Below are 26,355 nucleotides of genomic sequence, written 5' to 3'. Positions count from 1 at the left end.
GGGCCGGTGCCCGCGCTAGGCTCTGTCGTTTGGATCAGACCGGCTGTGAGGGACGGTGCGTCCTGGCCGAGCCGAGCGGGGTCTGGTGCGTGCAGCTGCAAGGGGGAGTGCGTGCCGGATCCCGCGACGCCGGGATGATCCAAACGACAGGGCCTAGCCGATCGGGACGTTTCGCTCCGTCAGCCACGGCACCGGGTCGACGCCCGAGCCGTGCTCCGGGGTGACCCGGACCTCGAAGTGCAGGTGCGGGCCGGTGGAGTTGCCGGTCGTACCTGCCTGGCCGATCCACTGGCCGGTCTCCACCCGCTCGCCCTGGTCGACGGCGACGGACGCGAGATGGGCGTACTGCGTGTAGTAGCCGTCCGGGTGTTCCAGCACGATCTGGATGCCGAAGGCGCCGCCGCACACCACCCGCACCACCTTGCCCTCGCCGACCGCCCGCACCGGCGTGCCGATGGGCACCGCGAAGTCCTGCCCGGTGTGCACGTTGGCCCACCGGGCACCGCCGCTGCCGAACCCGGCGGACATCTCGTACGTCTCCACCGGCGCGACCCAGGCGTTCGTGAAGGACGTCTCCGGCTGGTCCAGGCGTACCGCGCCCCGGCAGGTGCCCGCCGCCGCCGACGCGTCCGCCTCGCCCTGCAACCGGACGCGCGCCTCCGCCAGCTTCTGCTCGATGGACTGCTTCATCGCCGCCATCTCGGCGTTCCGGTTCTCCAGCTCCTGCCAGGCCTTCTCGGCCTTCGTCTCGTCGGCCGCCAGCCGGGCCTCCGCGTCCCGGCTCTTGCCGATCGCGTTCTTCACCGCCTGATCGGCCCGCGAGAAGACCTGCTGACTTCGCATCAGCGCCTCCGGATCGTCCGAGAGGAGCATCTGGGCGGCCAGTGGCACACCCCCGCCGTCGCGGTACTGAGCGCTGGCGATCCGGCCCAGGTCCTCGTGCAGCGCACCGATCCGCTGCCGCTGCCGGTCCAGCAGGCCCTCCAGCCGCTCGACCTCGGCTCGCTGTGTGTCCGCCTCGCGCCGCGCCTGCTCGTACCGCTGCGTCACCACCGCCGCTTCCCGGTACAGCCGCGCCACCTCAAGGCTGGCGCCGCCCGCCACGACACCGCCATCGCCCGAGGGCTCGGCGGGCCGAGCGGCGAGCACGGCGAGCGCGCAGGCGAGCGCGGCGTAGAGCTTGGAGTGACGACGAGGTGACAACATGTCAGCGATCCTGGCCCGTACGGACACCGCACCGCTTGTTCAAGTCGTACGCATGGGGGATCCACGGGCTCGGATGGAGCAGTCCCGGGCCCTGCTGACGGCGTGTCAGCCGAGAGGAGGGTCGGACGAACCTAGGGTCAGTGCGGCACGCCTGCGCCTTGTCATACCGCCGCCGGCAGCTCCGCCTCCGCCTCCCGCGCCACCATCTCCCGCAGCGGCCCCTCCACCGCGGCCAGTTCGGCGTACGGCCCGCGCTGCACCACACGGCCCGCGTCCAGCACGATCACCTCGTCCACGGCCTCCAGCCCGGCCAGCCGGTGGGTGACCAGGAGCGTCGTACGGCCCTCGGTGGCGGCCAGCAGGTCGGCGGTGAGGGCGTCGGCCGTCGGCAGGTCCAGGTGCTCCGCCGGCTCGTCGAGGACCAGCACCGGGAAGTCGGCGAGCAGCGCCCGCGCGAGGGCCAGCCGCTGCCGCTGGCCGCCCGACAGCCGGGCCCCGTGCTCGCCGACGAGCGTGTCCAGCCCGTCGGGCAGGCTGTCCGCCCAGTCCAGCAGCCGGGCCCGGGCGAGCGCGTCGCGCAGCTCGCCCTCCGTGGCGTCCCGCCGGGCGAGCAGCAGGTTCTCCCGCACGGTGCTGTCGAAGAGGTGCGCGTCCTGGGCGCACAGACCGACGAGCCGCCGCACGTCGTCGCCGTCGAGGGCGTACGCGTCCACACCGGCCAGCGTGTAGGAGCCCGCGCGGGCGTCCACGAACCGCAGCAGCACCTGCGCCAGGGTCGTCTTGCCGGACCCCGACGGGCCGACGATCGCGATCCGCCGTCCGCGCTCCAGGGTGAGGTCGAGACCGGCGAGCGCGTCCCGGTCCTGGCCGGCGTGGCGGGCGGCCAGATCGCGCAGCACGAGCGGGAACGGTGTCGCGGGCGCCTGCCGGGGCCGCGCGGGCTCCCGGACCGGCTCGGGGGCGTCCAGCACCTCGTACACGCGCTCCGCGCTGCGGCGCACCCGCTGCCGGTACTGCACGGCCAGCGGCAGCCCGAGAACCGCCTCGAAGGCGGCGAGCGGAGTGAGCACGACGACGGCCAGCGCCACACCGCTCAGCCGTCCGTCGGCCACGGCCTGGACACCGGCGAGCGCGGCGGCGGCGACGGTCAGGCCGGAGATCAGCGCGGTCAGACCGTCGCCGAGGGCGGTGGCGGTGGCCGCGCGCGAGGCGATCCGGGTCAGCTCGGCGTCGGCCCGCCGGGTCTCGGCGGTACGGGCGGGCAGGGCACCGGCGACGGTCAGCTCGGCCGTGCCGGTGAGCAGGTCGGCCACCCGGGTCGCGAGCACGCCCCGCGCGGGGGCGAGCCGGCGCTCGGCCCGCCGGGCCACGGCACCGGTGATCAGCGGGACCCCTGCGCCGGCCGCCAGCAGGCCCACGGCGAGCGCGGCACCGGCCTCGGGCAGGAGCCAGGCCGTGAAACCGACGGACAGCGCGGACACGGCGATCGCGGCACCGGCCGGGAGCAGCCAGCGCAGCCAGTAGTCCTGGAGGGCGTCCACGTCGGCGACCAGCCGGGACAGCAGGTCGCCCCGGCGAGTCGTCCGCAGGCCCGCGGGCGCCAGCCGCTCCAGGCGCCGGAAGACGGCGACCCGGGTGTCGGCCAGCATCCGCAGCACCGCGTCGTGCGACACCAGCCGCTCGGCGTAACGGAACACCGCCCGGCCGATGCCGAAGGCCCGCGTCGCCGTCACGGCCACCATCAGATACAGCACGGGCGGCTGCTGCGAGGCCCGTGAGATCAGCCAGCCGGACGTCGCCATCAGCCCCACGGCACTGCCGAGCGCGAGGCTGCCGAGCAGCAACGCGAGGGCGAGCCGGCCACGGCGTGCGGAGGACAGGAGACGGACGCGGGCGAGGATGCCGTCGGGGGCGGGGTTCGCCGGGGGGTGCGGCGCGGACTCCGCGAGGGTGCCGACGGGGGCCGACTCCACCGGGATTCCCGGCACGGGCTCAGCGAGGGTGCCGTCAGGGTGTGACGGTGCCGGGGCCTTTGGTGCGGGGCCGGGGCGGATGCCGCCCGGGGCGGGTGCCGTCCGGGCGGGGGGTACCGAGGGCGTCGCGGAAGGAGTCGCCGGCGGTACCGCCTGGGCGTCGGTGACAGCCGGTCGTACGTCCTGGTCCGCCGTGTCCGTCCGAAGGGGGCGGTCGGCCCCGTCCAGCCGTACGACCCGGTCCGCCACACCCAGCAGCGCCGGGCGGTGCACCACCAGCAGGACGGTGCGCCCGGCGGCGAGGCGGCGGACCGCCGCGACGATCTCCGCCTCCGTCGCCCCGTCGAGCGCGGCCGTCGGCTCGTCCAGCAGCAGCACGGGCCGGTCGGCGAGGAACGCGCGGGCCAGGGCGAGCCGCTGACGCTGCCCGGCCGAGAGGCCCGCTCCGTCCTCGCCCAGCACGGTGTCGACGCCCTGGGGGAGGGCGTCCACGAAGCCCAGCGCGCCTGCGTCGCTCAGCGCCCGGCGCAGGGCATGGTCGTCGGCGTCGGGACGGGCCAGCCGTACGTTCTCGGCGATCGTCCCGGCGTACAGATGCGGTCGCTGCGGCACCCAGGCGATGCGTGAGCGCCACTGCTCCAGGTCGAGGTCGGTGAGGTCGGCTCCGCCGATCCGGACCCGGCCCTCGGTGGGCCGTACGAATCCCAGCGCCACGTTGAGCAGCGTGGACTTGCCCGCGCCGCTCGGGCCGACGAGGGCGACGGTCTCACCGGGTTCGACGGTGAGCGAGACACCGGAGACCGCGTCCGCCGAGCGTCCCGGGTAGCGGACGGTCACGTTCTCGAAGGCCACCGCCCCGGCCGGGACGGGCGTGGTGCCCGAGGCCGGTACCGGGGTCTCCAGCACCGAGAAGATCTCCTCGGCCGCCGCCAGGCCCTCCGCCGCCGCGTGGTACTGGGCGCCGACCTGCCGCAGCGGCAGATAGGCCTCCGGAGCCAGAACGAGGATGACCAGGCCGATGTACAGATCCATGTCGCCGTGGACCAGCCGCATGCCGATGGTCACGGCGACCAGCGCCACGGAGAGGGTGGCCAGCAACTCCAGCGCGAAGGAGGACAGGAAGGCGATACGCAGGGTGCGCATGGTCGCCCGCCGGTACTCACCGGTGATGCGCTTGATCGACTCGGCCTGGGCCTTGGCCCGTCCGAACACCTTCAGCGTCGGCAGCCCGGCGACCACGTCCAGGAAGTGCCCGGACAGCCGGGACAGCAGCTGCCACTGGCGGTCCATCCGGGACTGGGTGGCCCAGCCGATCAGCACCATGAAGACGGGGATGAGCGGCAGGGTGCCGACGATGATCACCGCCGACACCCAGTCCTCGGTGACGATCCGCGCCAGCACCGCCACCGGGACGACCACCGCGAGGCCCAACTGGGGCAGGTAGCGCGAGAAGTAGTCGTCGAGGGCGTCCACTCCCCGCGTGGCCAACGCGACCAGCGAGCCGGTGCGCTGGCCGCTCAGCCAGCCCGGGCCGAGTGCCGCCGATCGTTCCAGCAGCCGCCCGCGCAGCTCCGACTTCACCGCCGCGCTCGCCCGGTGGGCGGCCAGCTCGGTGAGCCAGGCGACCAGAGCGCGGCCGCAGGCGACGGCCACCAACAGCAGCAGGGGGGTGCGGAGTTCCGCGACCGCCATCCCGTGCTGGAAGGCGCCCACCACCGTCTCGGCGATGAGCATCGCCTGCATGATGACCAGCCCGGCGCCGACGGCACCCAGGCCGATGACGGCCACCAGGAAGAACCGGGTGGCCCGGGCGTAGCGAAGCAGCCGTGGATCGATCGGTTTCACGTGAAACACACCTCAGTGCGCGGCTTCGGGGGTGGTGTGTGGTTCGGGAGTGGTGCGCGATTCAGGAACCTCGTGCGCTTCCGGGGCAACGTGTGCGCCGGGAGCCGCGTGCGGGTCGGGAGCGATGTGCTGGGTACCGATCCGCTTGCGGAAGACCCAGTACGTCCACGACTGGTAGAGCAGCACGAGCGGCGTGGCGATCGCCGCGCACCAGGTCATGATCTTCAGGGTGTACGGGCTGGACGAGGCGTTGGTGACCGTGAGGCTCCACTCCTCGTTCAGCGACGACGGCATGACGTTCGGGAAGAGCGACAGGAAGAGCATCGCCACGGCGGCCACGATGGTGACGCCGGACAGCGCGAACGACCAGCCCTCACGCCCTGCCTGGTTCGCCGCCAGTGCCGCCAGCAGCGCGGCCACGGCCACGACGAGCGCGACCAGGCTCTTGCCGTCCCCGCTGTCGGCCTGCGTCCACAGCAGGAAGACCAGCGCGAGGACGGCCGTGACGAGGCCGACCTTGAGCGCCAGCTTCCGGGCGCGTTCCCGGATCTCGCCGACCGTCTTCAGGGCGGTGAACACCGCCCCGTGGAAGGTGAACAGGGTGAGCGTCACCAGGCCGCCGAGCAGGGCGTACGGGTTGAGCAGGTCCCCGACGGTGCCGACGAACTCCATGTCCTGGTCGATCTTCACGCCTCGCACCAGGTTGCCGAAGGCCACACCCCACAGGAACGCGGGGAGCAGCGAGGTCCAGAAGATCGCGGTCTCCCAGTTGCGCTGCCAGTGCTCCTCGGGGCGCTTGGCGCGGTACTCGAAGGCGACACCGCGGATGATCAGACAGACCAGGATGAGCAGCAGGGGCAGGTAGAAGCCGGAGAAGAGGGTGGCGTACCACTCGGGGAAGGCGGCGAAGGTGGCGCCGCCCGCGGTGAGCAGCCACACCTCGTTGCCGTCCCAGACCGGGCCGATGGTGTTGATCAGCACCCGCTTCTCGGGCCGGTTCCGGGCCAGCAGCCTGGTGAGGATGCCGACCCCGAAGTCGAAGCCCTCCAGGAAGAAGTAGCCGATCCACAGGACGGCGATCAGAACGAACCAGACGTCGTGCAGTTCCATGACTGTGCAGCTCCCTCGGCCTAGTACGAGAAGGCCATCGGCTTGTCGGCGTCACGGAGGTCGCCGCCGATCTTCGTGGGCGGGTTGAGGTCGGCCTCGGTCAGCTCGGGCGGGCCGGCCTTGACGTACTTCACCAGCAGCTTGACCTCGATCACGGCGAGGACGGCGTAGAGCACGGTGAAGGTGATCATCGAGGTGAGGACCTCGGCCGTGGAGGTACCGGGGGAGACCGCGTCCCGGGTCTGGAACAGGCCGTAGACGACCCACGGCTGGCGGCCCATCTCGGTGAAGATCCAGCCCCAGGAGTTGGCGATCAGCGGGAAGCCCATCGTCCAGAGCGCCAGCAGCCAGTACAGCCGGGTGAGGCGGGATCCGAGCGGCTTCTTCAGCAGCACCAGTCGCGGCACCTCGTCGTCACCGGTGCGGTGGGCGGCCGGCAGCAGGAACTTCTTCCGGGTGAGCCACAGGCCCAGCACGCCGAGCGAGAAGGAGGCCATGCCGAAGCCGATCATCCAGCGGAAGCCCCAGTAGGCGACGGGGACGATGGGCTTGTAGTCGCCGGGCCCGAACTGCTCCTGGAGGGCCTCGTTGGTGTCGTTGATGCCCGGTACGTACGACTCGAAGTCGCTGTGGGCGAGGAAGGACAGCAGGCCGGGGATCTCCAGGGCGACCGTGTTGTGCCCCTTGTCGACGTCCCCGTACGCGAACACCGAGAACGGCGCGGGCTTCTCGCCGTCCCACAGGGCCTCGGCGGCGGCCATCTTCATCGGCTGCTGCTCGTACATGACCTTGCCGAGGGTGTCGCCGCTGACCGCGGTGAACAGGCCGCCGACGGCCAGGGTGACCAGGCCGAGCCGGAGCGACGTCCGCATCACCGGGATGTGCTTCTTGCGCATCAGGTGGAAGGCGGCGATGCCCACCATGAAGGCGCCACCGGTGAGGAACGCGGCCGAGAAGCTGTGGAAGACCTGGTTGAGCGTGGTGTTCTGGGTGAGGACCAGCCAGAAGTCGGTCAGCTCGGCCCGGCCCTTCTCCTCGTTGATCCGGTAGCCGACCGGGTGCTGCATCCACGAGTTCGCCGCGAGGATGAAGTACGCCGACAGCAGCGTGCCGATCGACACCATCCAGATGCAGGCCAGGTGGATCTTCTTGGGCAGCTTGTCCCAGCCGAAGATCCACAGGCCGATGAAGGTGGACTCGAAGAAGAAGGCGATGAGCGCCTCGAAGGCGAGCGGCGCGCCGAAGACGTCACCGACGAAGCGGGAGTAGTCCGACCAGTTCATGCCGAACTGGAACTCCTGCACGATGCCGGTGACGACACCCATCGCGATATTGATCAGGAAGAGCTTGCCCCAGAACTTCGTCGCCCTGAGGTACTTCTCCTTCTCCGTGCGCACCCATGCGGTCTGCAGGCCGGCCGTGAGGGCGGCGAGCGAGATCGTCAGGGGGACGAACAGGAAGTGGTAGACGGTGGTGATGCCGAACTGCCAACGCGCCAGTGTCTCCGGCGCCAAAGCCAATTCCACGTCGTCAGTCTCCTTACATCGCCGTGGACGCGGCAGTTTGCCCCTTATGCCATGCACAACACGGGAGCAATCGGGACGCGCTTGTGAACGCGTTCACATTCACAAGTAATTATGACGCACTGATTTTCGGTCTGGACAGGGGGGTCCCTCCTTGGCCTCTGCGTCAATCCCTTGGCAGCGACTTCAACGTCTTGTTGAATTGCGCGCCATGCACACAGAGCACTCACAGACACACTCAGAGGCGCGGACCCGCATACGGATCTCCTGGCCGGCGGGCCACCTGACCGCGATCCTCGACGACACACCGACGACGCGGGCCCTCACCAAGGCCCTGCCGCTCACCTCCACCGCCCACACGTGGGGTGAGGAGGTCTACTTCGACACCGGCGTCGCGGTTTCACGTGAAACCGACGCGCGTCAGGTCGTCGAACCGGGCACGGTCGCCTTCTGGACCGACGGCGACGCCCTCGCCCTCCCCTACGGCCCCACGCCGATCTCACACGGCGACGAATGCCGACTCGCCAGCCCCTGCAACATCCTCGGATGCCTCGATGGCGACCCCCACCTGCTGGCGACCGTGCGCAACGGTGATCCGGTGCGCGTGGAGCTCATGGATCTGTAGATCGTCCCCTAGCCCTGTTCCAGGTGCCGCACCACCGGGACGGGCGTGTGATGGACGGCATGCGATGGACGGCGTCGGCGACGCGATGCAGGCCGGGCACGGCGCGCGACGCGCCGGAGCGCGAACGAACGCCGTGACCATGACCCGCTCTCGGGCTCACACAGCCCTTGATTCAGACCTTCCTGCCGAGCCTCTTGCTCAGACTTCCTTGCGAAGCGCCTCCGACACCTTGAGGAAGATGTCGTTGCCCTCGGCCTCCCCGATCGTCACCCGGACACCCTCACCGGGGAACGGCCGCACGACCACGCCCGCCTGCTCGCAGGCCTCGGCGAAGGCCATCGTGCGCTCCCCCAGCCGCAGCCACACGAAGTTCGCCTGGGTCTCCGGCACCGTCCAGCCCTGGGCGCGCAGCCCGTCGACCACGCGGATGCGTTCGCACACCAGCGAGCCGACCCGGCCGAGCAGTTCGTCCTCGGCACGCAGGGAGGCGATCGCCGCCTCCTGGGCCAGCTGGCTCACCCCGAACGGCACGGCCGTCTTGCGCAACGCCGCCGCCACCGGCTCGTGGGCGATCGCGAAGCCGACCCGCAGCCCGGCGAGGCCGTACGCCTTGGAGAAGGTGCGCAGCACACAGACGTTCGGCCGGTTCCGGTACAGCTCGACGCCGTCCGGCACCTCGGGGTCACGGATGAACTCCCGGTACGCCTCGTCGAGGACGACCAGCACATCGCTGGGCACCCGGTCCAGGAAGCGCTCCAGCTCGGCCCGGCGGACCACCGTACCGGTGGGGTTGTTGGGGTTGCAGACGAAGATCAGCCGGGTCCGCTCGGTGATGGCCTCCGCCATCGCCTCCAGGTCGTGCACATCGCCCGGCGTCAGCGGCACCTGTACCGAGGTCGCCCCGCTGATCTGCGTGATGATCGGGTACGCCTCGAAGGACCGCCAGGCGTAGATCACCTCGTCTCCGGGGCCGGAGGTGGCCTGGATCAGCTGCTGGGCCACACCGACCGAGCCGGTGCCGGTGGACACGTGGGTGACGGGCACCCCGAACCGCTCGGCCAGCTCGTTCATCAGGCCCGTGCAGGCCATGTCCGGGTAGCGGTTGAAGGACGAGGCCGCGGCCGTGACGCTCTCCAGCACACCGGGCAGCGGCGGATAGGGGTTCTCGTTGGAGGAGAGCTTGTAGGCCACCGGGCCGCCTGCGGCCGCGGGCTTGCCCGGCTTGTAGGTGGGGATACCCTCCAGCTCGGCGCGCAGCTTGGGGCTCGTCTCGCTCACCGCAGTCCTCCTCGCGACCACCGACGCCGCCTGACCGCCGCCGGCTTCCAATGCTTCTCACCTTATGAGGATTCGGCCCTGCTGCGAACAGGTGAGCGCGGACCTCCTCGCTGAGAGGAAAACCTCAGGTGTCTCATGGGCAACAGGGGCATCTCTGAGCGAAGGCGTACGAAGCCGGGGGGCGCGCCGTACATATATCTATGCGCCGGTGGCTCACGCCGTGGCGCGCGTCCCTCGTGAAGGTGAGTTGAGACCTCTTCGATACCTCGGCGACTTGGCAGGCCGGTGCACGCCAACGAGTCACGTCCTATGCCACGCAGCCCCAACTCCCTTGCATTCCAAGGCAATTGGCTCGCTTTCACCATGCAGAAACGTGCCTGTCAACGGTTGCATATGCGTCCGCACTACCCCGGCGCATGAGCCCTACTATCGGCTCGCCATGACAGCAGCAGGGAAGCACCAGGTGAGCCGCGCGGAAACCTCACGTCGAGGCAGCCGGCCGGGCCGGGCGGGCATCAGAGACGTGGCCGCCGCCGCCGGGGTCTCCATCACGACCGTCTCCGACGCCCTCAACGGCAAGGGCCGGCTCCCGGACGCCACCCGACGCCATGTCCGAGAGGTCGCCGACCGGCTGGGCTATCGCCCCTCGGCCGCGGCCCGCACCCTCCGTACCGGCAAGTCGGGCCTCATCGGCCTGACCGTGACCACGTACGGGGATGAACCTTTCACCTTCACCGAGTTCGCGTACTTCGCGGAGATGGCGCGGGCCGCCACCTCGGCCGCGCTCGCCCGCGGCTACGCCCTGGTCATCCTCCCGGCGACCTCCCGCCACGACGTCTGGTCGAACGTCGCCCTGGACGGCACGGTCGTCATCGACCCCTCCGACCAGGACCCGGTCGTCAGCGAACTGGTCCGGCAGGGTTTACCGGTGGTCTCCGACGGCCGCCCGGCCGGCTCGCTGCCGGTCACCGCCTGGGTGGACAACGACCACGAGGCCGCCGTCATGGGCATCCTCGACCACCTGGCCGACGCCGGCGCCCGCCGGATCGGCCTGCTCACGGGCACCACCACGGACACGTACACCCACCTGTCGACCACCGCCTACCTGCGCTGGTGCGAGCGAGTCGGCCAGGACCCGGTGTACGAGGCCTACCCGGCGCACGACCCCTGTGCGGGCGCGGTCGCCGCGGACCGGCTGCTCGCCCGCCCCGACCGGCCCGACGCGGTGTACGGGCTGTTCGACCCCAACGGCACCGACCTGCTCGCCGCCGCCCGCCGCTACGGACTGCGCGTACCGGACGACCTGCTTCTGGTCTGCTGCAGCGAGTCCGCCGTCTACGCCAACACCGAGCCGCCGCTCACCACGCTCTCCCTGAAGCCGCGCCGGATCGGCACGGCCGTGGTCCAGCTCCTCATCGACGCCATCGAGGGCGTGGAGTCGGAGCAGCCCGTCGAGCAGGTGATACCGACCGAGCTGATCGTGCGTACCTCGTCCCAGCGACGCCAGCCCCGGACGACGGTCAACCCTCCACGATCGCCCGAGAAGGGCTAGTGGGAGCGGTCACCAGGTCGGGCCAAGACCCGCCCAATCGGGGCGAAAGCCGCGGTGAACCGGAGTCTTGCCCTGATTCACCACCCCTGGGTCATCACACGGCGCGATCCGCATTCCTATGATGGGCCCACGACACCGCGGGCCGCTGCGACCAGGCAGTCCGAAGCGGTGCAGCGGCGCGCGATGGTGGAGGGGTCGATGACTCAGGGGGCCGGTCAGGGACCCGAGGTGGAGCGGACGGCGACGTTGCGCGACTTCCGGGTACCCGCGTACGTCCACGAGACCGGTCCGTACGTCCGCAGCGCGCACCCCGGCGACGCCGCCGAGCCCGTCGCGGAGCCCGTGGGCTTCCCGCAGGAGTACACGCCGACCGAGCGCGACCTGCCCGTCATCAACCGCGGTGACACGGTTCAGGTGCACGTCGACCCGACGCCCGTCGCCCAACCCGCCGCCGGCCCCGGCCCCGGCCCGCTGTTCGTCGTGGGCGACGTGCACGGCTATCTCGAGGAACTGGTGGCCGCCCTCCAGGAGAAGGGCCTCATCGACGCCGCCGGGCACTGGTGCGCGGGCACGGCCCGGCTGTGGTTCCTCGGCGACTTCACCGACCGCGGCCCCGACGGCATCGGCGTCATCGACCTCGTGATGCGCCTGTCCGCCGAGGCCGCCGCGGCCGGCGGCTACTGCAAGGCCCTGATGGGCAACCACGAACTGCTGCTCATCGGCGCCAAGCGGTTCGGCGACACACCCGTCCACTCCGGCGCGGGCACCGCCACCTTCCAGGCGGCCTGGTTGCTCAACGGCGGCCAGAAGACCGACATGGACCGCCTCCAGGACCACCACCTGCAGTGGATGGCCCGGCTCGACGCCCTCACCGAGACGGACGGCCACCTGCTCGTCCACTCCGACACCACCGCCTATCTCGACTACGGCGACTCCATCGAGGCCGTCAACGACAACGTCCGTGAGACCCTCACCCGCAACGACGCGGACGAGGTCTGGGACCTCTTCCGCAAGTTCACCAAGCGCTTCTCCTTCCGCGACGAGGGCGGCGCGGACGCCGTGCGCTCCCTGCTCGATACGTACGGCGGCACCCGCATCGTTCACGGCCACAGCCCGATTCCGTACCTGCTGGGCGAGGTCGGCTCCGAGGACGGCGAGGACAACGGCGGCCCCGTGGTCGAAGGACCGCATGTCTACGCCGACGGACTCGCCATCGCGATGGACGGCGGAGTGACCATGGCCGGAAAGCTGCTGGTCCAGCAACTCCCCTTGAATAAATGACGTTTCACCGGGCAGGCGTCCCCCGACGCCGGACCGGCGAGTGACGGCGCAGGCCAGGGCCCAATTTCGGCAAACCCCCTGTCACCACGTACCGTCACCGCTCTACCATCGGCTTATCCGTAGCAGGCTCCCCTCCGTTTCTGCCCGACGGCTCGTCAGCGTGCGAGCCCCAAGCCCTACGGAGCATCGGGGGATGCACATGAACAGCGTTCCGCAGCACCTGCTGAGTGAGGACCGCCAGGACTACGAGCGGCTCCTCGACGAGGCGCTGCGCTCCGCACCACACCGCCCGGAACTGGCCGCCGTCGGCCGGCGGCTCAACACCGAACAGCTGCGCACCATGGCACTGGGCGCCACCGCCCTCATCACGGCGGCCGCCTCGACCGAGTACCAGCACTATGTGAAGGTCCGCGAGGAACTGCGCCGTCCGGCGCCGTCCACCCCGTCGTCGGTCCGCGCCTCCGGCTCCGAGGAGCCGGGACCGAGCGCGATGGGGCTCGCCACCACCGTGGGGGAGGCCGCCGAGACCGTCGGCGCGGGCGTCATAGCCGTCGTCGCCGTCCTCGCCCCCGTCCTGGCCGGAACCGCCGCAGCGATCTTCCTGCTCGTCGGGTACATCCTGCGGATGCTCGCCCCCGGACAGGCGTTCGCCCAGACCATGCTGACCACCGGATGGGTGTTCGGAGCCGTGGCCGCACTGGCGATCCTGGTCGCCGCCGGCGGTCTGCTGCTCACCGCCCTGCGCAACCGGCCCTCCCCGGAACCGGGGCCGTACGGCGAACCCGCCGGCGAGCTGGCCCTGGCCAGGGAAGCCTGGCGTGAGGCCCTGCTGGAGCGCGGCATCCTGCCGTTCCTGCGGGACGCCCTCGCCGAGCCCGGTACGGCCGCACTGCACCACACCGCCCCGCCCGCGCCGGCCGGCCGGATGCCGCACCTCGGGTACGACCGCCCCGGCTTCACCAGCCCGGGCGGTGGCCCGACGACCGGACCCCGGCCGAGCTTCAGCAGCCCGGACTACACGAGCCCGGACTTCGGGGGTCCTGAACACCGGCCGGAGTGACCCTCGGTCCGCGCGCCCGCCCAGGGGAGCGCAATCCGACGGCTCCATCCGAGGGCTCGATCCGACGACCGGCTCCTCGCCGGGCCGCCGCAGGACGACGGCGTGCCCGGAGGCGCCGGCCCGGCGCGAAGACACGGTCCGGCGCGAGGACGGGGCCCGGCGAGGACGTCCGGCGAGGACGGGGCCCGGCCGGGCGCGGGTCAGTCCGCGATCGGCAGGTACACCCGGTTGCCGGCCGCGGCGAACTCCTTCGACTTCTGGGCCATGCCCTGCTCGATCTCCGACTGGGTACCGCCGTGTTCGCGGCGGATGTCCTGGGAGATCTTCATCGAGCAGAACTTCGGCCCGCACATCGAGCAGAAGTGCGCCGTCTTGGCGGGCTCGGCCGGCAGGGTCTCGTCGTGGAACTCGCGGGCCGTGTCCGGGTCGAGGGCCAGGTTGAACTGGTCCTCCCAGCGGAACTCGAAGCGGGCGTCGGACAGCGCGTCGTCCCACTCCTGCGCACCGGGGTGCCCCTTGGCGAGGTCGGCCGCGTGGGCGGCGATCTTGTAGGTGATGACGCCGGTCTTGACGTCGTCCCGGTTGGGCAGCCCCAAGTGCTCCTTGGGCGTGACGTAGCAGAGCATGGCCGTGCCCCACCAGGCGATCATCGCGGCGCCGATGCCGGAGGTGATGTGGTCGTACGCCGGAGCGACGTCCGTCGTCAGCGGGCCGAGCGTATAGAACGGAGCTTCATCACAGATCTCCTGCTGAAGGTCGATGTTCTCCTTGATCTTGTGCATCGGGACGTGACCGGGGCCCTCGATCATCGTCTGCACATTGAAACGCTTCGCGATCCGGTTGAGTTCCCCGAGCGTCTTCAACTCGGCGAACTGGGCGGCGTCGTTGGCGTCCGCGATCGAGCCGGGCCGCAGGCCGTCACCGAGCGAGTAGGTGACGTCGTACGCGGCGAGGATCTCGCAGAGCTCCTCGAAGTTCTCGTAGAGGAACGACTCCTTGTGGTGCGCCAGGCACCACGCCGCCATGATCGAGCCGCCGCGCGAGACGATGCCGGTCTTGCGGTTCGCGGTGAGCGGGACGTACGCCAGCCGCACGCCCGCGTGGACCGTCATGTAGTCCACGCCCTGCTCGGCCTGCTCGATGACCGTGTCCTTGTAGATCTCCCAGGTCAGCTCCTCGGCCTTGCCGTCCACCTTCTCCAGGGCCTGGTAGAGGGGCACGGTGCCGATGGGGACGGGGGAGTTGCGCAGCACCCACTCGCGGGTGGTGTGGATGTTGCGGCCGGTGGAGAGGTCCATGACGGTGTCGGCGCCCCAGCGGGTCGCCCACGTCATCTTCTCGACCTCCTCCTCGATGGAGGAGGTCACCGCGGAGTTGCCGATGTTGGCGTTGACCTTCACCAGGAACCGCTTGCCGATGATCATCGGCTCGATCTCCGGGTGATTGACGTTGGCCGGCAGCACCGCCCGCCCCGCGGCGATCTCCTCGCGGACCACCTCGGGAGAAACGTTCTCTCGGATGGCCACGTACTCCATCTCCGGCGTGATCTCGCCACGGCGTGCATACGCCAGCTGCGTGACCGCCTCACCGCCACGCGCCCGGCGCGGCTGCCGCGGTCGTCCCGGGAAGACCGCGTCGAGGTTGCGCAGCCCGCCGCGCGGCGAGGTGTGCTTGATGCCGTCGTCCTCGGGACGGACGGGCCGGCCCGCGTACTCCTCGGTGTCGCCGCGGGCGATGATCCAGTTCTCCCGCAGCGGCGGCAGGCCCCTGCGGACGTCGGTTTCGACGTGCGGATCGGTGTACGGGCCCGACGTGTCGTACAGCGTGACCGACTGCCCGTTTGTGAGATGCACCTGACGGACCGGCACCCGCAGATCGGGGCGGGTGCCCTCGATGTACGCCTTGTGCCAGCCGATGGACTTCCCGGCCTCCTCGTTCGTCGACGTCTCCGTCGCGATCTCAGCGTTCTGCGTGGAGGCAGGCGTGCGCGCGTCCTTGATGGTCATGAGACCTACTCCCTACGCCGGCATTACCCGGTAACAGGTTCGGCGGTCGACGCAGCGGTATCCGTCTGCCGATGTCTCGTGTGAAACATCACTCGTGTGAGGTGATGTTTCATGTGAAACATCGCTGGGACGGAGGTCAGCGCCCTCTCAGCCCGGTGCTCCGAGCTCCCGCGTGTACAAAGGTGCCCCCACGCTAGCGTCAATTCGGGCGCGGTGAACAGAGGGCCCCGTTCGTACTTGCGATGATCGGTCGGTGACCACGACGCAGCATCCTCCGTTCCCGCCGTCCGAGCCTCCCCACGGAGGTGGTGCCGGAGCCGGTGGTGGAGCGGGATCCAATGGCGGGCACGGGGCGGGAGGCGGCCACGGGGCCGGAAACGGGAACGGCCATGGGAACGGGAACGGCCATGGTCATGGGCATTCGCACGCACATGGGCCCGCCGCGCCCGTCTCCAAGCACCTGCGCAAGCTGATCGCGGCGGTACTCATCCCGTTCGCCACCGCCGTGCTGGTCGGGCTGGCCGTGCTGTGGCCGGGTGGCGCGCCACCCCACGAGCGGACCGGGGTCGGATTCGACCGGCAGACCGAGCAGGCCACCGTCACCGAGGTCGTGGAGGTGGGCTGCGATTCGGTCAACGCCTCGGCACCGCCCCCGACCGGCGACACCTCCACCGCCGAGGGTTCCTCCGCCCAGCAACAGGCCGACGGCACCTGCAAGAAGGCGACGATCCGGGTCGACACCGGAGAGAACAAGGGCCGTACCTTCACCGAGATCGTCCAGCCGGACCAGTCGCGCCAGCTGCACGAGGACCAGAAGGTGATCGTCGCCTACGAGCCCTCGGCGCCCGAGGACCTGCAGTACTCGGTCGCCGATGTGAACCGCAGGCTGCCGATGACGGTGCTCGCCGGGCTCTTCGCCCTCGCCGTCGTGGTCGTCGGGCGGATGCGGGGCGTCATGGCTCTGATCGCGCTGGCCATCAGCTTCCTGGTGCTGAACTTCTTCATCCTGCCGGCCATCCTCCAGGGCTCGAACCCGCTGCTCGTGGCGGTCATCGGGGCGAGCGCCATCATGCTGATCGCCCTCTACCTCTGCCACGGGCTGTCGGCTCGTACATCCGTGGCGGTGATCGGCACCCTGATCTCGCTGCTGCTGATCGGCGTTCTGGGCTCGGTGTTCATCGACTGGGCCGCGCTCACCGGCAACACGGACGACAACACCGGGCTGATCCACGGTCTGTATCCGTCGATCGACATGAGCGGTCTGCTGCTGGCGGGCATCATCATCGGTTCGCTCGGTGTGCTGGACGATGTGACCGTCACGCAGACGTCGGCGGTGTGGGAGCTGCACGAGGCCAACCCGACGATGGGCTGGCGCGGCCTGTACCGCGCGGCCATCCGGATCGGCCGCGACCACATCGCCTCTGTCGTCAACACGCTCGTCCTGGCCTACGCGGGTGCCGCGCTGCCCTTGCTGCTGCTCTTCTCGATCGCGCAGAGCAGTGTGGGGACGGTCGCCAACAGCGAGCTGGTCGCGGAGGAGATCGTGCGCACTCTGGTGGGCTCGATCGGCCTGGTGGCCTCCGTACCGGTCACCACGGCCCTGGCCGCGCTGGTGGTCTCGGCTGACAAGCCGGGCACGGAACCGGCGACGACGGGCACCCGGGCTTCCCTGACGCTCGGCGGCGGCCGAGGGCGGCGCCGCAAGCGCTGAGGGCGTAGGGGGCGGGGGCACACCAAGGCGAAACCGCGCCACCGGGCCACGCCCGTACCCGCACCGGTCCGCCCATCCTCCGATACGCCGGTAAGCCAAAACGGAAAGAAGAAGCGTTACGCCACTCGTGGTACGCGACGCCTCAACCCGCGCTCTGCTCCTCCGCGAGGATCCGGTCAAGCGCCTCGTCGAGATGCGCGTCGAAGTCGGCGAGCGATCCTTCCTGCCCCAGCGGCACCAGCTTGTCGGTGCGGTCCAGAAAAGCGACGAGCGGCGCCGCGGAGGAGCGGAACAGCGCCTGGTCGGCGCCGACCTGAAGCCGGATCAGAACCTCACCCAGCGAATCGGGCTCCACGGGCGACACCCGCACATCGCCCTCGCCGCACGGCCGGCCCACTCCGTCGATCAGCAGCTCACGACCGAAGGCCCAGGTGACCGGAGCGTCACCGGGCAAATGGAAGGTGAGCCGCACGGCATAGGGATCACAGGTCTCGTAGCGCAGTTCCACCGGAATGCGGAAGGAGAGCTCCTCGGAAACGAGGAAGCTCATCATGACCTCTGCCTGTACGGACTCGCGCATCGCCTACCCCGTCTTTGCCGTCGACTGGCCGGGAATCAACCGTTGAATACTGGAGGCATCTTGCTGAACGTACACGAGAGATCACAAGGAGTGAGTTTTCAGATACTGATAGAGATCGCCAGTGACCCCAGAAGCCGCCCGACCTCGGCCTGCAATTGCCGTGCCGCGGGCAGCAGACGGTCGGCCTGATGACATGGCAGTGAGATGGCCATCGTGGCCGCTGTCGTGCCCACCGTGATCGGAATCGCCGCACAGACCGTCCCCAGCGCGTACTCCTGTCGCTCGATCACCGGTTCCATCCGGCCGATCCGGTCCAGCCGCTGCAGCAGGGTGTGGGTGTCACGGACCGTGTACGGGGTGATCGACTGCACCGGGTAGCGGTCGAGGTGGTCGCGGCGGGCGGACGGGGGGAGCTGGGAGAGCAGGCACTGGCCGATGGCGTGCGCGTGGCCGGTCTCCCGGAAGTCGGCCCACTCCTCGACCGCCGGACTGCTGGGGCTGTCCGAGACGCACACGACCTCGATCTCGCCGTCCCGGTAGATCGCGTAGTACACGGGTACGCCGATGGAATCCCGCCAGCGGGCGAGCAGCTCGGCGACCGTGCTGCGACGTTTCTCCTGTGCTCCGCTGCTGCTCAGCCGCTCGGCCGCCTCACCGAGGAAGAACAGTCCCTTCTCCCGGCGCAGATAGCCCTCGTGCACCAGGGTGCGCAGCAGGTGGTACGTCGTGGGGAGGGCCAGGCCGGTCTCGCGGGCCAGTTGCTTGGCGGGGGCACCGTACTCGTGCCCGGCGACGCACTCCAGGAGACGCATCGCGCGCTGCACGGATCCGATGAGGGTGGTGGTCTGCTGCGGTGCGGGGGAGGCCGTCAGCGGTGCCGCCGAGGCCGCCGGCGTGGGTGCGGCCGGTACCGAGAGGGCCGTACGCCGGTCCTCCTCCGGGCTTCTCGGTGTCGACCTCGGTGGGGCGGGCTGTGCCGGTGGCCGGACGCGGAGGGCCTCGGCGGAGAGTGCGGCTCGGGTGGGGGGTGCGTGGGGTCCTGCGGGGGCGGTGTCAGCCGTGGCCATGGGTCACTCCCGAAGCGCGAGGTGGCCGGCCCGTGCGGAGGGACACGGGCGGGTTGTACGGGGGTGTACGCCACTCGCGGTGTCGTCTCCGCGAGGGGTTCCGGACTCTAACCGTCCGCCACGGCTCGCAGACTCTGTGCTCCGGAAACTTCCCTCGCCCGAGGGAACCGGTCAGTCTCGCTACCGGTCCCCGTCACCCACTCCTTTACCAGTCGCCCCGTGAGGACGAGTTCGTGGTGAACTTCCGCACGACGTAGATGAGACCGCCGACCAGCGCCACGAAGACCAGCACCTTGAACAGCAGACCGATCACGAAGCCGACGACGTTGGCTATCAGACCACCGAACACGACGAGGGCGATGACCGGCACCGCGACCCACTTGACCCACCACGGCAGCCCCGCGAAGATCTCTCGCATCGCCCCAGCCTTTCTCTCAACTGCGATGTCCTGCCCTCGATGCTAGGTCCGCGACCAGGCCGGACGGGGGCCTCGCATCCCTTGTCCTCCCCTGACCGGTCCCCTAGGGAATCCGGGGGCGCCGGATCAGCTCTCGGGCGGAGAGAACACCACCATCACCCGGAGGTCCTCGGTGATGTGGTGGAACTTGTGTGCCACCCCGGCCGGGACGTACACCACGCTGCCGCGCGCGACCTGCGTGGTCTCCATGCCGACGGTGATCGAGGCACGGCCGCTGACCACGAAGTACACCTCGTCCTGGTCGTGCGGCTTCTGCGCGTCGTGCTCCCCCGCGTTCAGCGCGTACAGACCGACCGACATGTTCCGCTCCCGCAGGAACTGAAGGTAGGCCCCGTCGTTGGCGGCGCGCTCCGCCTCCAGTTCGTCCAGCCGGAATGCCTTCATCGTTGCGTCGCCTCGCACCCCTGCTCGTATCCGATCGCGTCTGCCACGATCAGACACATGATGAATTTCCTAGTCAAGACGATCGCCAACGCGGGCGCCCTCGCGGTCGCGGTGTGGCTGCTCGACAAGATAACCCTCACCGGGGACGGCACCGGCAAGAAGGTCGGCACCCTGCTGATCGTCGCGCTGATCTTCGGGCTGGTGAATTTCCTGGTCAAGCCGATCGTGAAGCTTCTCAGCCTGCCGCTGCTGATCCTCACGCTCGGCCTGTTCACCCTGGTGGTGAACGCGCTGATGCTGCTGCTGACCTCGTGGCTGGCCGACAAGCTGGACATCGGCTTCCACGTCGAGGGCTTCTGGACCGCCGTCCTGGGCGGCCTGATCATCTCGATCGTGTCCTGGGCCCTCAACGTCGTCCTGCCCGACAAGGACTGAGCACCATGACGTACCGCCTCTGCTTCGTCTGCACCGGCAACATCTGCCGCTCCCCGATGGCCGAGTCCGTGTTCCGCGCCCGCGTCGAGGAGGCCGGGCTGGACGGCCTCGTCGAGGTCGACAGTGCCGGCACCGGCGGTTGGCACGAGGGCGAGGCGGCCGACCCGCGCACCGTCGCCGTACTGGAGGAGCATGGGTACGACAGCGAGCACACCGCACGCCAGTTCCATTCGGCCTGGTTCGACCGGCTCGACCTCGTCGTGGCCCTGGACGCCGGCCACGCGAAGGCGCTGCGCCGCCTCGCGCCCACCGAGGAGGACGCCCGGAAGGTCCGGCTGCTGCGCTCCTACGACCCCGCCGCAGGCGACGATCTCGACGTCCCCGACCCGTACTACGGGGGCCTGGACGGCTTCGAGGAGTGCCTTGAGATGGTGGAGGCGGCGAGCACCGGGCTGCTCGCCGCGATCCGTGAGCACGTGGAAGGGCAGACGGCATGAACGATTCGGAGCGTTTCGCGGGCGGTGACGGCACCCGCGCCGTGCGGGCGGGGCTGCCCGAGCCGGTCAAGTACGAGCCGACCCTGCCGGGACCGGTGTTCGCCGCGCACTTCCATCTGCCGGGCGAGCCCACCGGGCCGTACACCTACGGCCGCGACGAGAACCCGACCTGGACGCACCTCGAAGCGGCGATCGGGGAGCTGGAGGCGCCCGGCGAGGAGGGCGTGGAGACGCTGGTCTTCGCGTCCGGCATGGCCGCCATCTCGTCGGTGCTCTTCTCCCAGCTGCGCGCCGGGGACGCGGTCGTGCTGCCGAGCGACGGCTACCAGGTGCTGCCGCTGGTGCGGGTGCAGCTGGAGGCGTACGGCATCGAGGTGCGCACCGCCCCGACGGGCGGCGACGCCCAGCTCGGCGTCCTGGACGGCGCGAAGCTGCTGTGGATCGAGAGCCCGTCCAACCCCGGGCTGGACGTCTGCGACATCCGCCGGCTCGTCGAGGCGGCGCACGCGCGCGGGGCACTGGTCGCCGTGGACAACACCCTCGCGACCCCGCTCGGGCAGCGGCCGCTGGAGCTGGGCGCGGACTTCGCCGTGGCCAGCGGCACCAAGCAACTCACCGGGCACGGCGACGTTCTGCTGGGGTACGTCACCGGCCGCGCGGGCGAGCCCATGACCGCCGTACGCCGCTGGCGCAAGATCGTCGGGGCGATTCCGGGACCGATGGAGGCCTGGCTGGCGCACCGCTCGATCGCCACGCTCCAGCTGCGCGTGGAGCGGCAGAACGCCACCGCTCTGGTGGTCGCCGAGGCGCTGCGGCAGCGGCCCGAGGTGTACGGGCTGCGTTATCCGGGGCTTCCCGACGACCCGTCCCACAAGGTGGCGGCGCAGCAGATGCGCGGCTTCGGCTGCGTGGTGTCCTTCACGCTGCCCTCACGCGCGCGTGCGGACCGTTTTCTCGACGCGCTGCGGCTGGTGGACGACGCGACGAGCTTCGGCGGGGTGCGCTCCACGGCCGAGCGGCGCGGTCGCTGGGGTGGTGACGCGGTGCCGGAGGGCTTCATCCGGCTGTCGGTGGGCGCCGAGGACCCCGAGGACCTGGTGGCGGATCTGCTGCGCGCGCTGGACGAGTCGGCGGACTGACTACGTAGAACGGACGGTCCGGGCCTCCCCCCTCGTGGCTCGGACCGTCCTCGGTTCCGCGCGCGAAGAACCGCGCTAGCAAGGCTAGTTGACTGTGTGTCAGTGTCCAATCACAGTAGCGACAGCGACCTATCGACATATTTATAGTTGGGCCCTGTCCGGGGGCTGGGAGATGGGCAGGGGAAGGGGGACATCGCCGTGGACCTGGCCTTGCTGCGCACCTTTGTGACGGTGCACCGGGCCGGTTCCTTCACCCGCGCGGCCGCCCTGCTGGGTCTGTCCCAGCCCGCCGTCACCTCGCAGATCCGCACCCTGGAGCGGCAGCTGGGCCGCCCGCTGTTCCTGCGGCAGGCCCGGGGCGTCACCCCGACGACCATCGGCGACGAACTCGCGCACAAGGCCGCGCCGCACCTCGACGCCCTGGTGGAGATCGCCGAGCGGGGGCTCGACGACGAGTCCTCGTTACGCACCCTGCATCTGGCCGGTCCGCCGGAGTTCACCGCCGAGCGTGCCCTGCCCGCCCTGGTGGAGCTGATCGGCGACGACGGCCAGGGGTTCGCTCTGCGGACCTCCTTCGGGAACGCCGAGGACACCCTGGAAGGGCTGGCCGCCGGGCATCACGATCTGGCCATCAGCCCCGCCCGGCCCCGCGGCGCCCTGCTCACCGCGACTCCCCTCTGCGACGAGGAGCACGTCCTGGTCGCTTCCCCCCGCTGGGCCGAACGCGCCGGCCTCGGCGAGCTGCCCCTCAAGGACGCGGCCGCCCTGGAGCACCTGCCCGTCGTCGAGGTGCACGAGTCGCTCCCTTTCGTCTCCCGTTACTGGGCCTCCGTCTTCGATTCCCGTCCGACCGCCTCCGGCACGGTGATCGTCCCCGATCTGCGCGCGGTGCTCGGATGCGCGGCCGCGGGTGCCGGGCTCGCCGTACTGCCCCGTTATCTGTGTACGACCGCGCTGGAGCGCGGTGACGTCGTCGCCCTGCACGAACCCGCGGTGCCGCCGCTGCGCACGTATTTCCTGGTGGTCCGCACCGGGACGCTGGCGATGCCGCACATCGCGCGGGCCCATGAGTGGCTTCAGCGGGCGGCGTCCCACTGGTGCTGAGCGCGGTCGGCCCTGACCACGGCCGCAGCGTTACTCCATGAGCCCCATCGGTCACATTTCGCAATGTTTCACGTGGAACCAGCCGGGCCACATTCCACCCATGACCGTCCGACCCGTGGTCAAGCGCACCGCCCGCGCCGTTCTGCTGGACGGTGACGACCTGATTCTGATCAAGCGCACCAAGCCCGGCGTGGACCCTTACTGGGTCACTCCCGGCGGCGGTGTCGAGCCCGAGGACCCGACCGTCGTCGACGCCCTGCACCGCGAGGTGTACGAGGAGCTGGGCGCCAAGATCGTCGATGTGGTGCCGTGCTTCGTGGACACCGTCGAGCACATCGGCGAGGACAGCAGCGCGACCGGTGTGAAGGTGCAGCACTTCTTCGTCTGCCGACTGGAGTCCATGGACCCGGCCCTGCGCCACGGCCCGGAGGTGGACCAGCCCGCGGGCGAGTACGAGATCGTGCGGGTGCCCTTCACCCGCGTCGGCATCGCGTCCGTCCATCTCGTGCCGCTGTCGCTGCGGCACTACCTCGACGGGAACATCGAGGGCGTACGGGCCATGCACGCGCCGGACCTGGGCTGAACCGTCGGCTGCTCCACATCGGCTGCTCGGCCTCAGCTGTTCGCGGCGACCAGTTCCTCCAGCGAGTCATGCCGTATGCGGTCCGACGGGATGCCGGCGTGCCGGAGGACGTCGACACCACTGCGGATCATGCCGGGCGGGCCCGAGAGGTAGGCGTCGTACTCGTTCCACGGCCCGTACTCGCGGATGGCGTCGGGGAGCCGGCGATGCGCCTGCTGGTCGGTGATCGCGCGGACCGAGAGCCAGGGGTGGCTCTGCTGGAGTCGGAGCATCGTGTCGATGTCGTACAGGTCCTGGTCGGTGCGGGCGCCGTAGAAGACGTCGACCGTCCGCCGCTCACCGTGCTCGGCGACCTCCTCGACGAGCGCCTTGATCGGGGCGATGCCGGTGCCGCCGCCCAGACAGAGCAGTCCGCTGCCGGTGCCGTGATCGACGGTCATGGAGCCCGTCGGCGGGCCGAGCCGGAGGACGTCGCCGGGCCGCGCGCGATGGACAAGGGCGTTGGAGACCCAGCTCGCCGGCTCGTGTGAGACCACCTCGGCGTACCACCATGCCGGAGCCCGCAGTTCGTCCGCGGCCGCTGCGTCGATCATGACCTGCAAGATCGTCGTGTACGTCCGGACCCAGGCCGCTTCCGTCTCCGGGCCCCAGACGGCGTCGGCATACCGGCTCAGCGCGCCGATCAGGCATTCCCCGAGGGCCGGATAGTGCTCCGGACGGGTGCCGTACTTGCGGTGCCCCCGGCCCAGGTTCTGCAGGTAGTCGACGAGCACGGGGGTGTTGTCGATGTGCTCGGCGGCGGTGAGGAGCGCCTTGAGCAGCCGGTCCCGCTGAATGTCCATCGCGGGCGGGAAGAGCGGCCTCAGCTCGGGGTGGCGGTGAACCAGCCGCCCCCGCCGTAGGAAGTGCCGTAGTCGGCCGACGTGGTGGCCGGAGCGTCCATGCTGTGCCTCGCCTCGACATCTCTCGGTCGGTCTGCGCACTCGCGTCACCATGGAAGGTGCCTGCCTCCCCCACGGAGGGCTTGCTTTCCCGCACGTGCTGCCGCGTCCGATACGGCCCCATCCACCCCGTTCCGTCTCTTCACGGGCGCGAACCGGACTCGACCATACCGGCCACCGCACCGCACACAAGTACCCCCTGCGACCGTCACCGATCCGCCCTGGGGCGAACCAGCGGTTCCCTCAATTACCGGTCAAGGCGCACCAGTTCATAGGCATCCCACAAATCCTTCCCCTCATAGGCGTGGGTGGCGATCCCGGTCAGATGGCGGTCCGCGTTGACCGCGACGGAAACCGGTACGGCAGCGAACAGATCCTTGTCCGACAGTGAGTCCCCATAGGCGACACAGTCCGCTCGCGTCACCCCGAACTCCTGGCACAGCCGGTCCGCGATCAGCACCTTGGCCGCCGCGCTGAGCACCCCAGCCGGATCTACGGGCTCGGTGAACGGCACGGCGGGAAAGCGCGAGCCGTGCGCCGCGTGCGCTCCCCATCCCGTGAGCCGTTCCACGAAGAACGAGGGCGACAGCGAGACGACGGCGCAGTAGTCGCCCCGCGCTCTGATCTCCGCCCAGACGTCCCGGATGCGGGCCAGCCAGGGGGCCCCGTCGAAGGCGGCCGCCACATGCGCCTCCGTCAGCTTCGCCCAGAGCGTGTGGACCCGCCGCGCGTACTCGGGTGGGTCCATCTCCCCGGCCGAGATCGCCCGGTCGAGCGCCACCGTCTCCGCCTCCAGCCCGAGTTGCCGTGAGATCTCCACCGGTGCGGAGGTTCCGTGGAGCAACGTGCCGTCCAGGTCGAAGAGATGCAGTCTCGCCATGGGCCTGGAGGCTACCTGCGCTCGTTCCCCGGCCACGGCACTCGGACGCCGGCGCATCAGGGCTATGCCGACCGTTCGCCGATGTTTCACGTGGAACACCTCGTCCCCGTCCTCCAGTGCCGTGCACCGGGCCGCGACATGGCCAAAAGGACGTACGTCTCACCTGAAACGGCTGGACGCCGAGGGCACCCGTCGGACAGCCTGACCTGCGTGCCCACTCCTTCCCTCGCCGCTCTGCCCATCCGCCGCCTGACGCTTCGCGATCTCACCGCCTGCGCCGACCTGTCCGAGAACCGGGGGTGGCCACGCGAGGAGCACAAGTGGGGCTTCCTCCTCACCGCAGGGAAGGGGTACGGCATCGACGACCCCGACGGCGGACTCGTCAGCGCCTGTGCCGTCACCGAGTACGGCCCCCACGACCAGCCCGATCTCGCGGCCATCGGCATGGTGCTGGTCGCCGACCGGCACGCCCGTCAGGGCATCGGACGCCGGCTGATGCGCCACATCGTCTCCGCGATGGGCACCACCCCGCTCACACTGCACGCCACGCCATACGGCCGCCCGCTCTACGAAGAGCTCGGCTTCAAGGTCACCGGCCGGGTCGAGATGCTGCGGGGCCGCTTCCTGCCGGGTGGGCCGACGCCCCGCATCGCGACCCGGCCCGCCACGGCGGAGGACCTGCCGGCGATCCTGCGGCTCGACGAGGAGGTGTTCGGCGCCGACCGCACGCACATCATCACGCGGCTGCCCGCCTTCGCCGACCAGCTGCGGGTCGCCGAGGAGGACGGCCGGATCATCGGCTACACGGCCGCGTGGCCGAACATGGACACCCATGTGGTGGGCCCGCTGATCGCCCGGGACACGGAGACCGCGAAGGCGCTCATCACGTCTCTCGCCGCCCACACCGACCGGCCGCTGCGCACCGACATCGACGTACGGCACGACGAACTGCTGTCCTGGGCCAAGGAGCGAGGGCTCGCGTCCGTCGCCTTCAACGCGGTGATGACGTATGGCATCGAGGAGCTGCCCGGCGACTGGAGCCGGCGCTTCGCTCCGCTGACGGTGGCCGCGGGCTGAGGCATCCGGACACCGAAGAC

The 26,355-nt window shown here is 70.3% G+C and carries 22 protein-coding genes and 1 pseudogene; 11 read left to right on the top strand and 12 right to left on the bottom strand.

The genetic code is table 11. From position 1 onward, the window contains the following. Positions 1-153 precede the first annotated feature (153 nt). The 4 genes from ACSU6L_RS18840 to ACSU6L_RS18825 form a co-directional block, all read right to left on the bottom strand. Positions 154-1,206, bottom strand: coding sequence for a peptidoglycan DD-metalloendopeptidase family protein (locus ACSU6L_RS18840; protein ID WP_437058294.1), 1,053 nt, complete (start codon positions 1,204-1,206; stop codon positions 154-156). 161 nt (positions 1,207-1,367) lie between these two features. After that, entirely contained in the window at positions 1,368-5,024 is a 3,657-nt protein-coding gene (cydD, locus tag ACSU6L_RS18835; RefSeq protein WP_437058292.1) for a thiol reductant ABC exporter subunit CydD, read from the bottom strand. A 12-nt stretch (positions 5,025-5,036) separates the two neighbouring features. Further along, a complete protein-coding gene (cydB, locus tag ACSU6L_RS18830) occupies positions 5,037-6,134 on the bottom strand; it encodes a cytochrome d ubiquinol oxidase subunit II (protein ID WP_437058290.1) in 1,098 nt (365 codons plus the stop codon). 20 nt (positions 6,135-6,154) lie between these two features. Then, positions 6,155-7,660: a cytochrome ubiquinol oxidase subunit I gene (locus tag ACSU6L_RS18825; RefSeq protein ID WP_437058288.1), complete on the bottom strand. Its 1,506-nt coding sequence runs from the start codon at positions 7,658-7,660 to the stop codon at positions 6,155-6,157. 208 nt (positions 7,661-7,868) lie between these two features. On the opposite strand from ACSU6L_RS18825, the gene ACSU6L_RS18820 reads away from it, so the two are divergent. Next, a complete protein-coding gene (locus ACSU6L_RS18820; protein ID WP_437058286.1) occupies positions 7,869-8,282 on the top strand; it encodes a cyclophilin-like fold protein in 414 nt (137 codons plus the stop codon). A gap of 198 nt (positions 8,283-8,480) precedes the next feature. Here ACSU6L_RS18820 and hisC read toward each other — a convergent pair whose 3' ends face one another. Then, entirely contained in the window at positions 8,481-9,560 is a 1,080-nt protein-coding gene (gene hisC, locus ACSU6L_RS18815) for a histidinol-phosphate transaminase (protein ID WP_437058284.1), read from the bottom strand. 439 nt (positions 9,561-9,999) lie between these two features. On the opposite strand from hisC, the gene ACSU6L_RS18810 reads away from it, so the two are divergent. From ACSU6L_RS18810 to ACSU6L_RS18800, 3 genes are all read left to right on the top strand, one after another. Next, the gene (locus ACSU6L_RS18810; RefSeq protein WP_073944765.1) at positions 10,000-11,112 is read left to right on the top strand and encodes a LacI family DNA-binding transcriptional regulator; all 1,113 of its coding nucleotides are present in this window, start codon (positions 10,000-10,002) and stop codon (positions 11,110-11,112) included. A gap of 183 nt (positions 11,113-11,295) precedes the next feature. After that, positions 11,296-12,393: a metallophosphoesterase gene (locus ACSU6L_RS18805; RefSeq protein WP_437064952.1), complete on the top strand. Its 1,098-nt coding sequence runs from the start codon at positions 11,296-11,298 to the stop codon at positions 12,391-12,393. 193 nt (positions 12,394-12,586) lie between these two features. Further along, complete coding sequence (locus ACSU6L_RS18800) at positions 12,587-13,453, top strand: hypothetical protein (protein WP_365508855.1); 867 nt, start codon at positions 12,587-12,589, stop codon at positions 13,451-13,453. A 200-nt stretch (positions 13,454-13,653) separates the two neighbouring features. Here ACSU6L_RS18800 and thiC read toward each other — a convergent pair whose 3' ends face one another. Continuing rightward, on the bottom strand, positions 13,654-15,459 hold the full coding sequence (gene thiC, locus ACSU6L_RS18795; RefSeq protein ID WP_073944762.1) for a phosphomethylpyrimidine synthase ThiC: 1,806 nt from the start codon (positions 15,457-15,459) through the stop codon (positions 13,654-13,656). Positions 15,460-15,712: 253 nt separating this feature from the next. Here thiC and ACSU6L_RS18790 point away from each other — a divergent pair, with 253 nt between their 5' ends. Next, entirely contained in the window at positions 15,713-17,170 is a 1,458-nt protein-coding gene (locus ACSU6L_RS18790) for a YibE/F family protein (protein ID WP_437058281.1), read from the top strand. A gap of 142 nt (positions 17,171-17,312) precedes the next feature. Here ACSU6L_RS18790 and ACSU6L_RS18785 read toward each other — a convergent pair whose 3' ends face one another. The 4 genes from ACSU6L_RS18785 to ACSU6L_RS18770 all read right to left on the bottom strand — a co-directional run bounded on the left by ACSU6L_RS18785 (position 17,313) and on the right by ACSU6L_RS18770 (position 19,679). Further along, positions 17,313-17,750: an SsgA family sporulation/cell division regulator gene (locus ACSU6L_RS18785; protein WP_073944760.1), complete on the bottom strand. Its 438-nt coding sequence runs from the start codon at positions 17,748-17,750 to the stop codon at positions 17,313-17,315. Between the two features lie 98 nt (positions 17,751-17,848). After that, on the bottom strand, positions 17,849-18,817 hold the full coding sequence (locus ACSU6L_RS18780) for an IclR family transcriptional regulator (RefSeq protein WP_437058278.1): 969 nt from the start codon (positions 18,815-18,817) through the stop codon (positions 17,849-17,851). 205 nt (positions 18,818-19,022) lie between these two features. After that, a complete protein-coding gene (locus tag ACSU6L_RS18775) occupies positions 19,023-19,235 on the bottom strand; it encodes a DUF5326 family protein (protein WP_437058276.1) in 213 nt (70 codons plus the stop codon). A 126-nt stretch (positions 19,236-19,361) separates the two neighbouring features. Further along, entirely contained in the window at positions 19,362-19,679 is a 318-nt protein-coding gene (locus ACSU6L_RS18770; RefSeq protein ID WP_437058275.1) for a cupin domain-containing protein, read from the bottom strand. A 57-nt stretch (positions 19,680-19,736) separates the two neighbouring features. Here ACSU6L_RS18770 and ACSU6L_RS18765 point away from each other — a divergent pair, with 57 nt between their 5' ends. The 5 genes from ACSU6L_RS18765 to ACSU6L_RS18745 all read left to right on the top strand — a co-directional run bounded on the left by ACSU6L_RS18765 (position 19,737) and on the right by ACSU6L_RS18745 (position 23,437). Then, complete coding sequence (locus ACSU6L_RS18765) at positions 19,737-20,114, top strand: phage holin family protein (RefSeq protein ID WP_437058273.1); 378 nt, start codon at positions 19,737-19,739, stop codon at positions 20,112-20,114. A 5-nt stretch (positions 20,115-20,119) separates the two neighbouring features. Further along, positions 20,120-20,611, top strand: a complete 492-nt coding sequence (locus ACSU6L_RS18760; protein ID WP_437058271.1) for a low molecular weight protein-tyrosine-phosphatase — start codon at positions 20,120-20,122, stop codon at positions 20,609-20,611. Further along, complete coding sequence (locus ACSU6L_RS18755; RefSeq protein WP_437058269.1) at positions 20,608-21,750, top strand: cystathionine gamma-lyase; 1,143 nt, start codon at positions 20,608-20,610, stop codon at positions 21,748-21,750. The genes ACSU6L_RS18760 and ACSU6L_RS18755 overlap by 4 nt, the downstream gene beginning before the upstream one ends. A gap of 198 nt (positions 21,751-21,948) precedes the next feature. Continuing rightward, the gene (locus ACSU6L_RS18750; RefSeq protein ID WP_437058267.1) at positions 21,949-22,854 is read left to right on the top strand and encodes a LysR family transcriptional regulator; all 906 of its coding nucleotides are present in this window, start codon (positions 21,949-21,951) and stop codon (positions 22,852-22,854) included. 100 nt (positions 22,855-22,954) lie between these two features. Then, a complete protein-coding gene (locus tag ACSU6L_RS18745) occupies positions 22,955-23,437 on the top strand; it encodes an NUDIX domain-containing protein (RefSeq protein WP_437058265.1) in 483 nt (160 codons plus the stop codon). A 32-nt stretch (positions 23,438-23,469) separates the two neighbouring features. Here the strand turns inward: ACSU6L_RS18745 and ACSU6L_RS18740 are convergent. Further along, positions 23,470-24,315, bottom strand: a pseudogene (locus ACSU6L_RS18740) (globin domain-containing protein); the annotation flags it as partial. A 310-nt stretch (positions 24,316-24,625) separates the two neighbouring features. After that, complete coding sequence (locus tag ACSU6L_RS18735) at positions 24,626-25,258, bottom strand: HAD family hydrolase (RefSeq protein WP_437058263.1); 633 nt, start codon at positions 25,256-25,258, stop codon at positions 24,626-24,628. A 210-nt stretch (positions 25,259-25,468) separates the two neighbouring features. Between ACSU6L_RS18735 and ACSU6L_RS18730 the strand changes: the two genes are divergently transcribed. Next, a complete protein-coding gene (locus ACSU6L_RS18730; protein WP_437058261.1) occupies positions 25,469-26,335 on the top strand; it encodes a GNAT family N-acetyltransferase in 867 nt (288 codons plus the stop codon). Positions 26,336-26,355 lie beyond the last annotated feature (20 nt).

This window comes from Streptomyces sp. enrichment culture, from assembly GCF_964272855.1.
In the GTDB taxonomy this organism is placed as follows: domain Bacteria; phylum Actinomycetota; class Actinomycetes; order Streptomycetales; family Streptomycetaceae; genus Streptomyces.
This window is presented reverse-complemented; position numbering and strand designations above follow the sequence as displayed.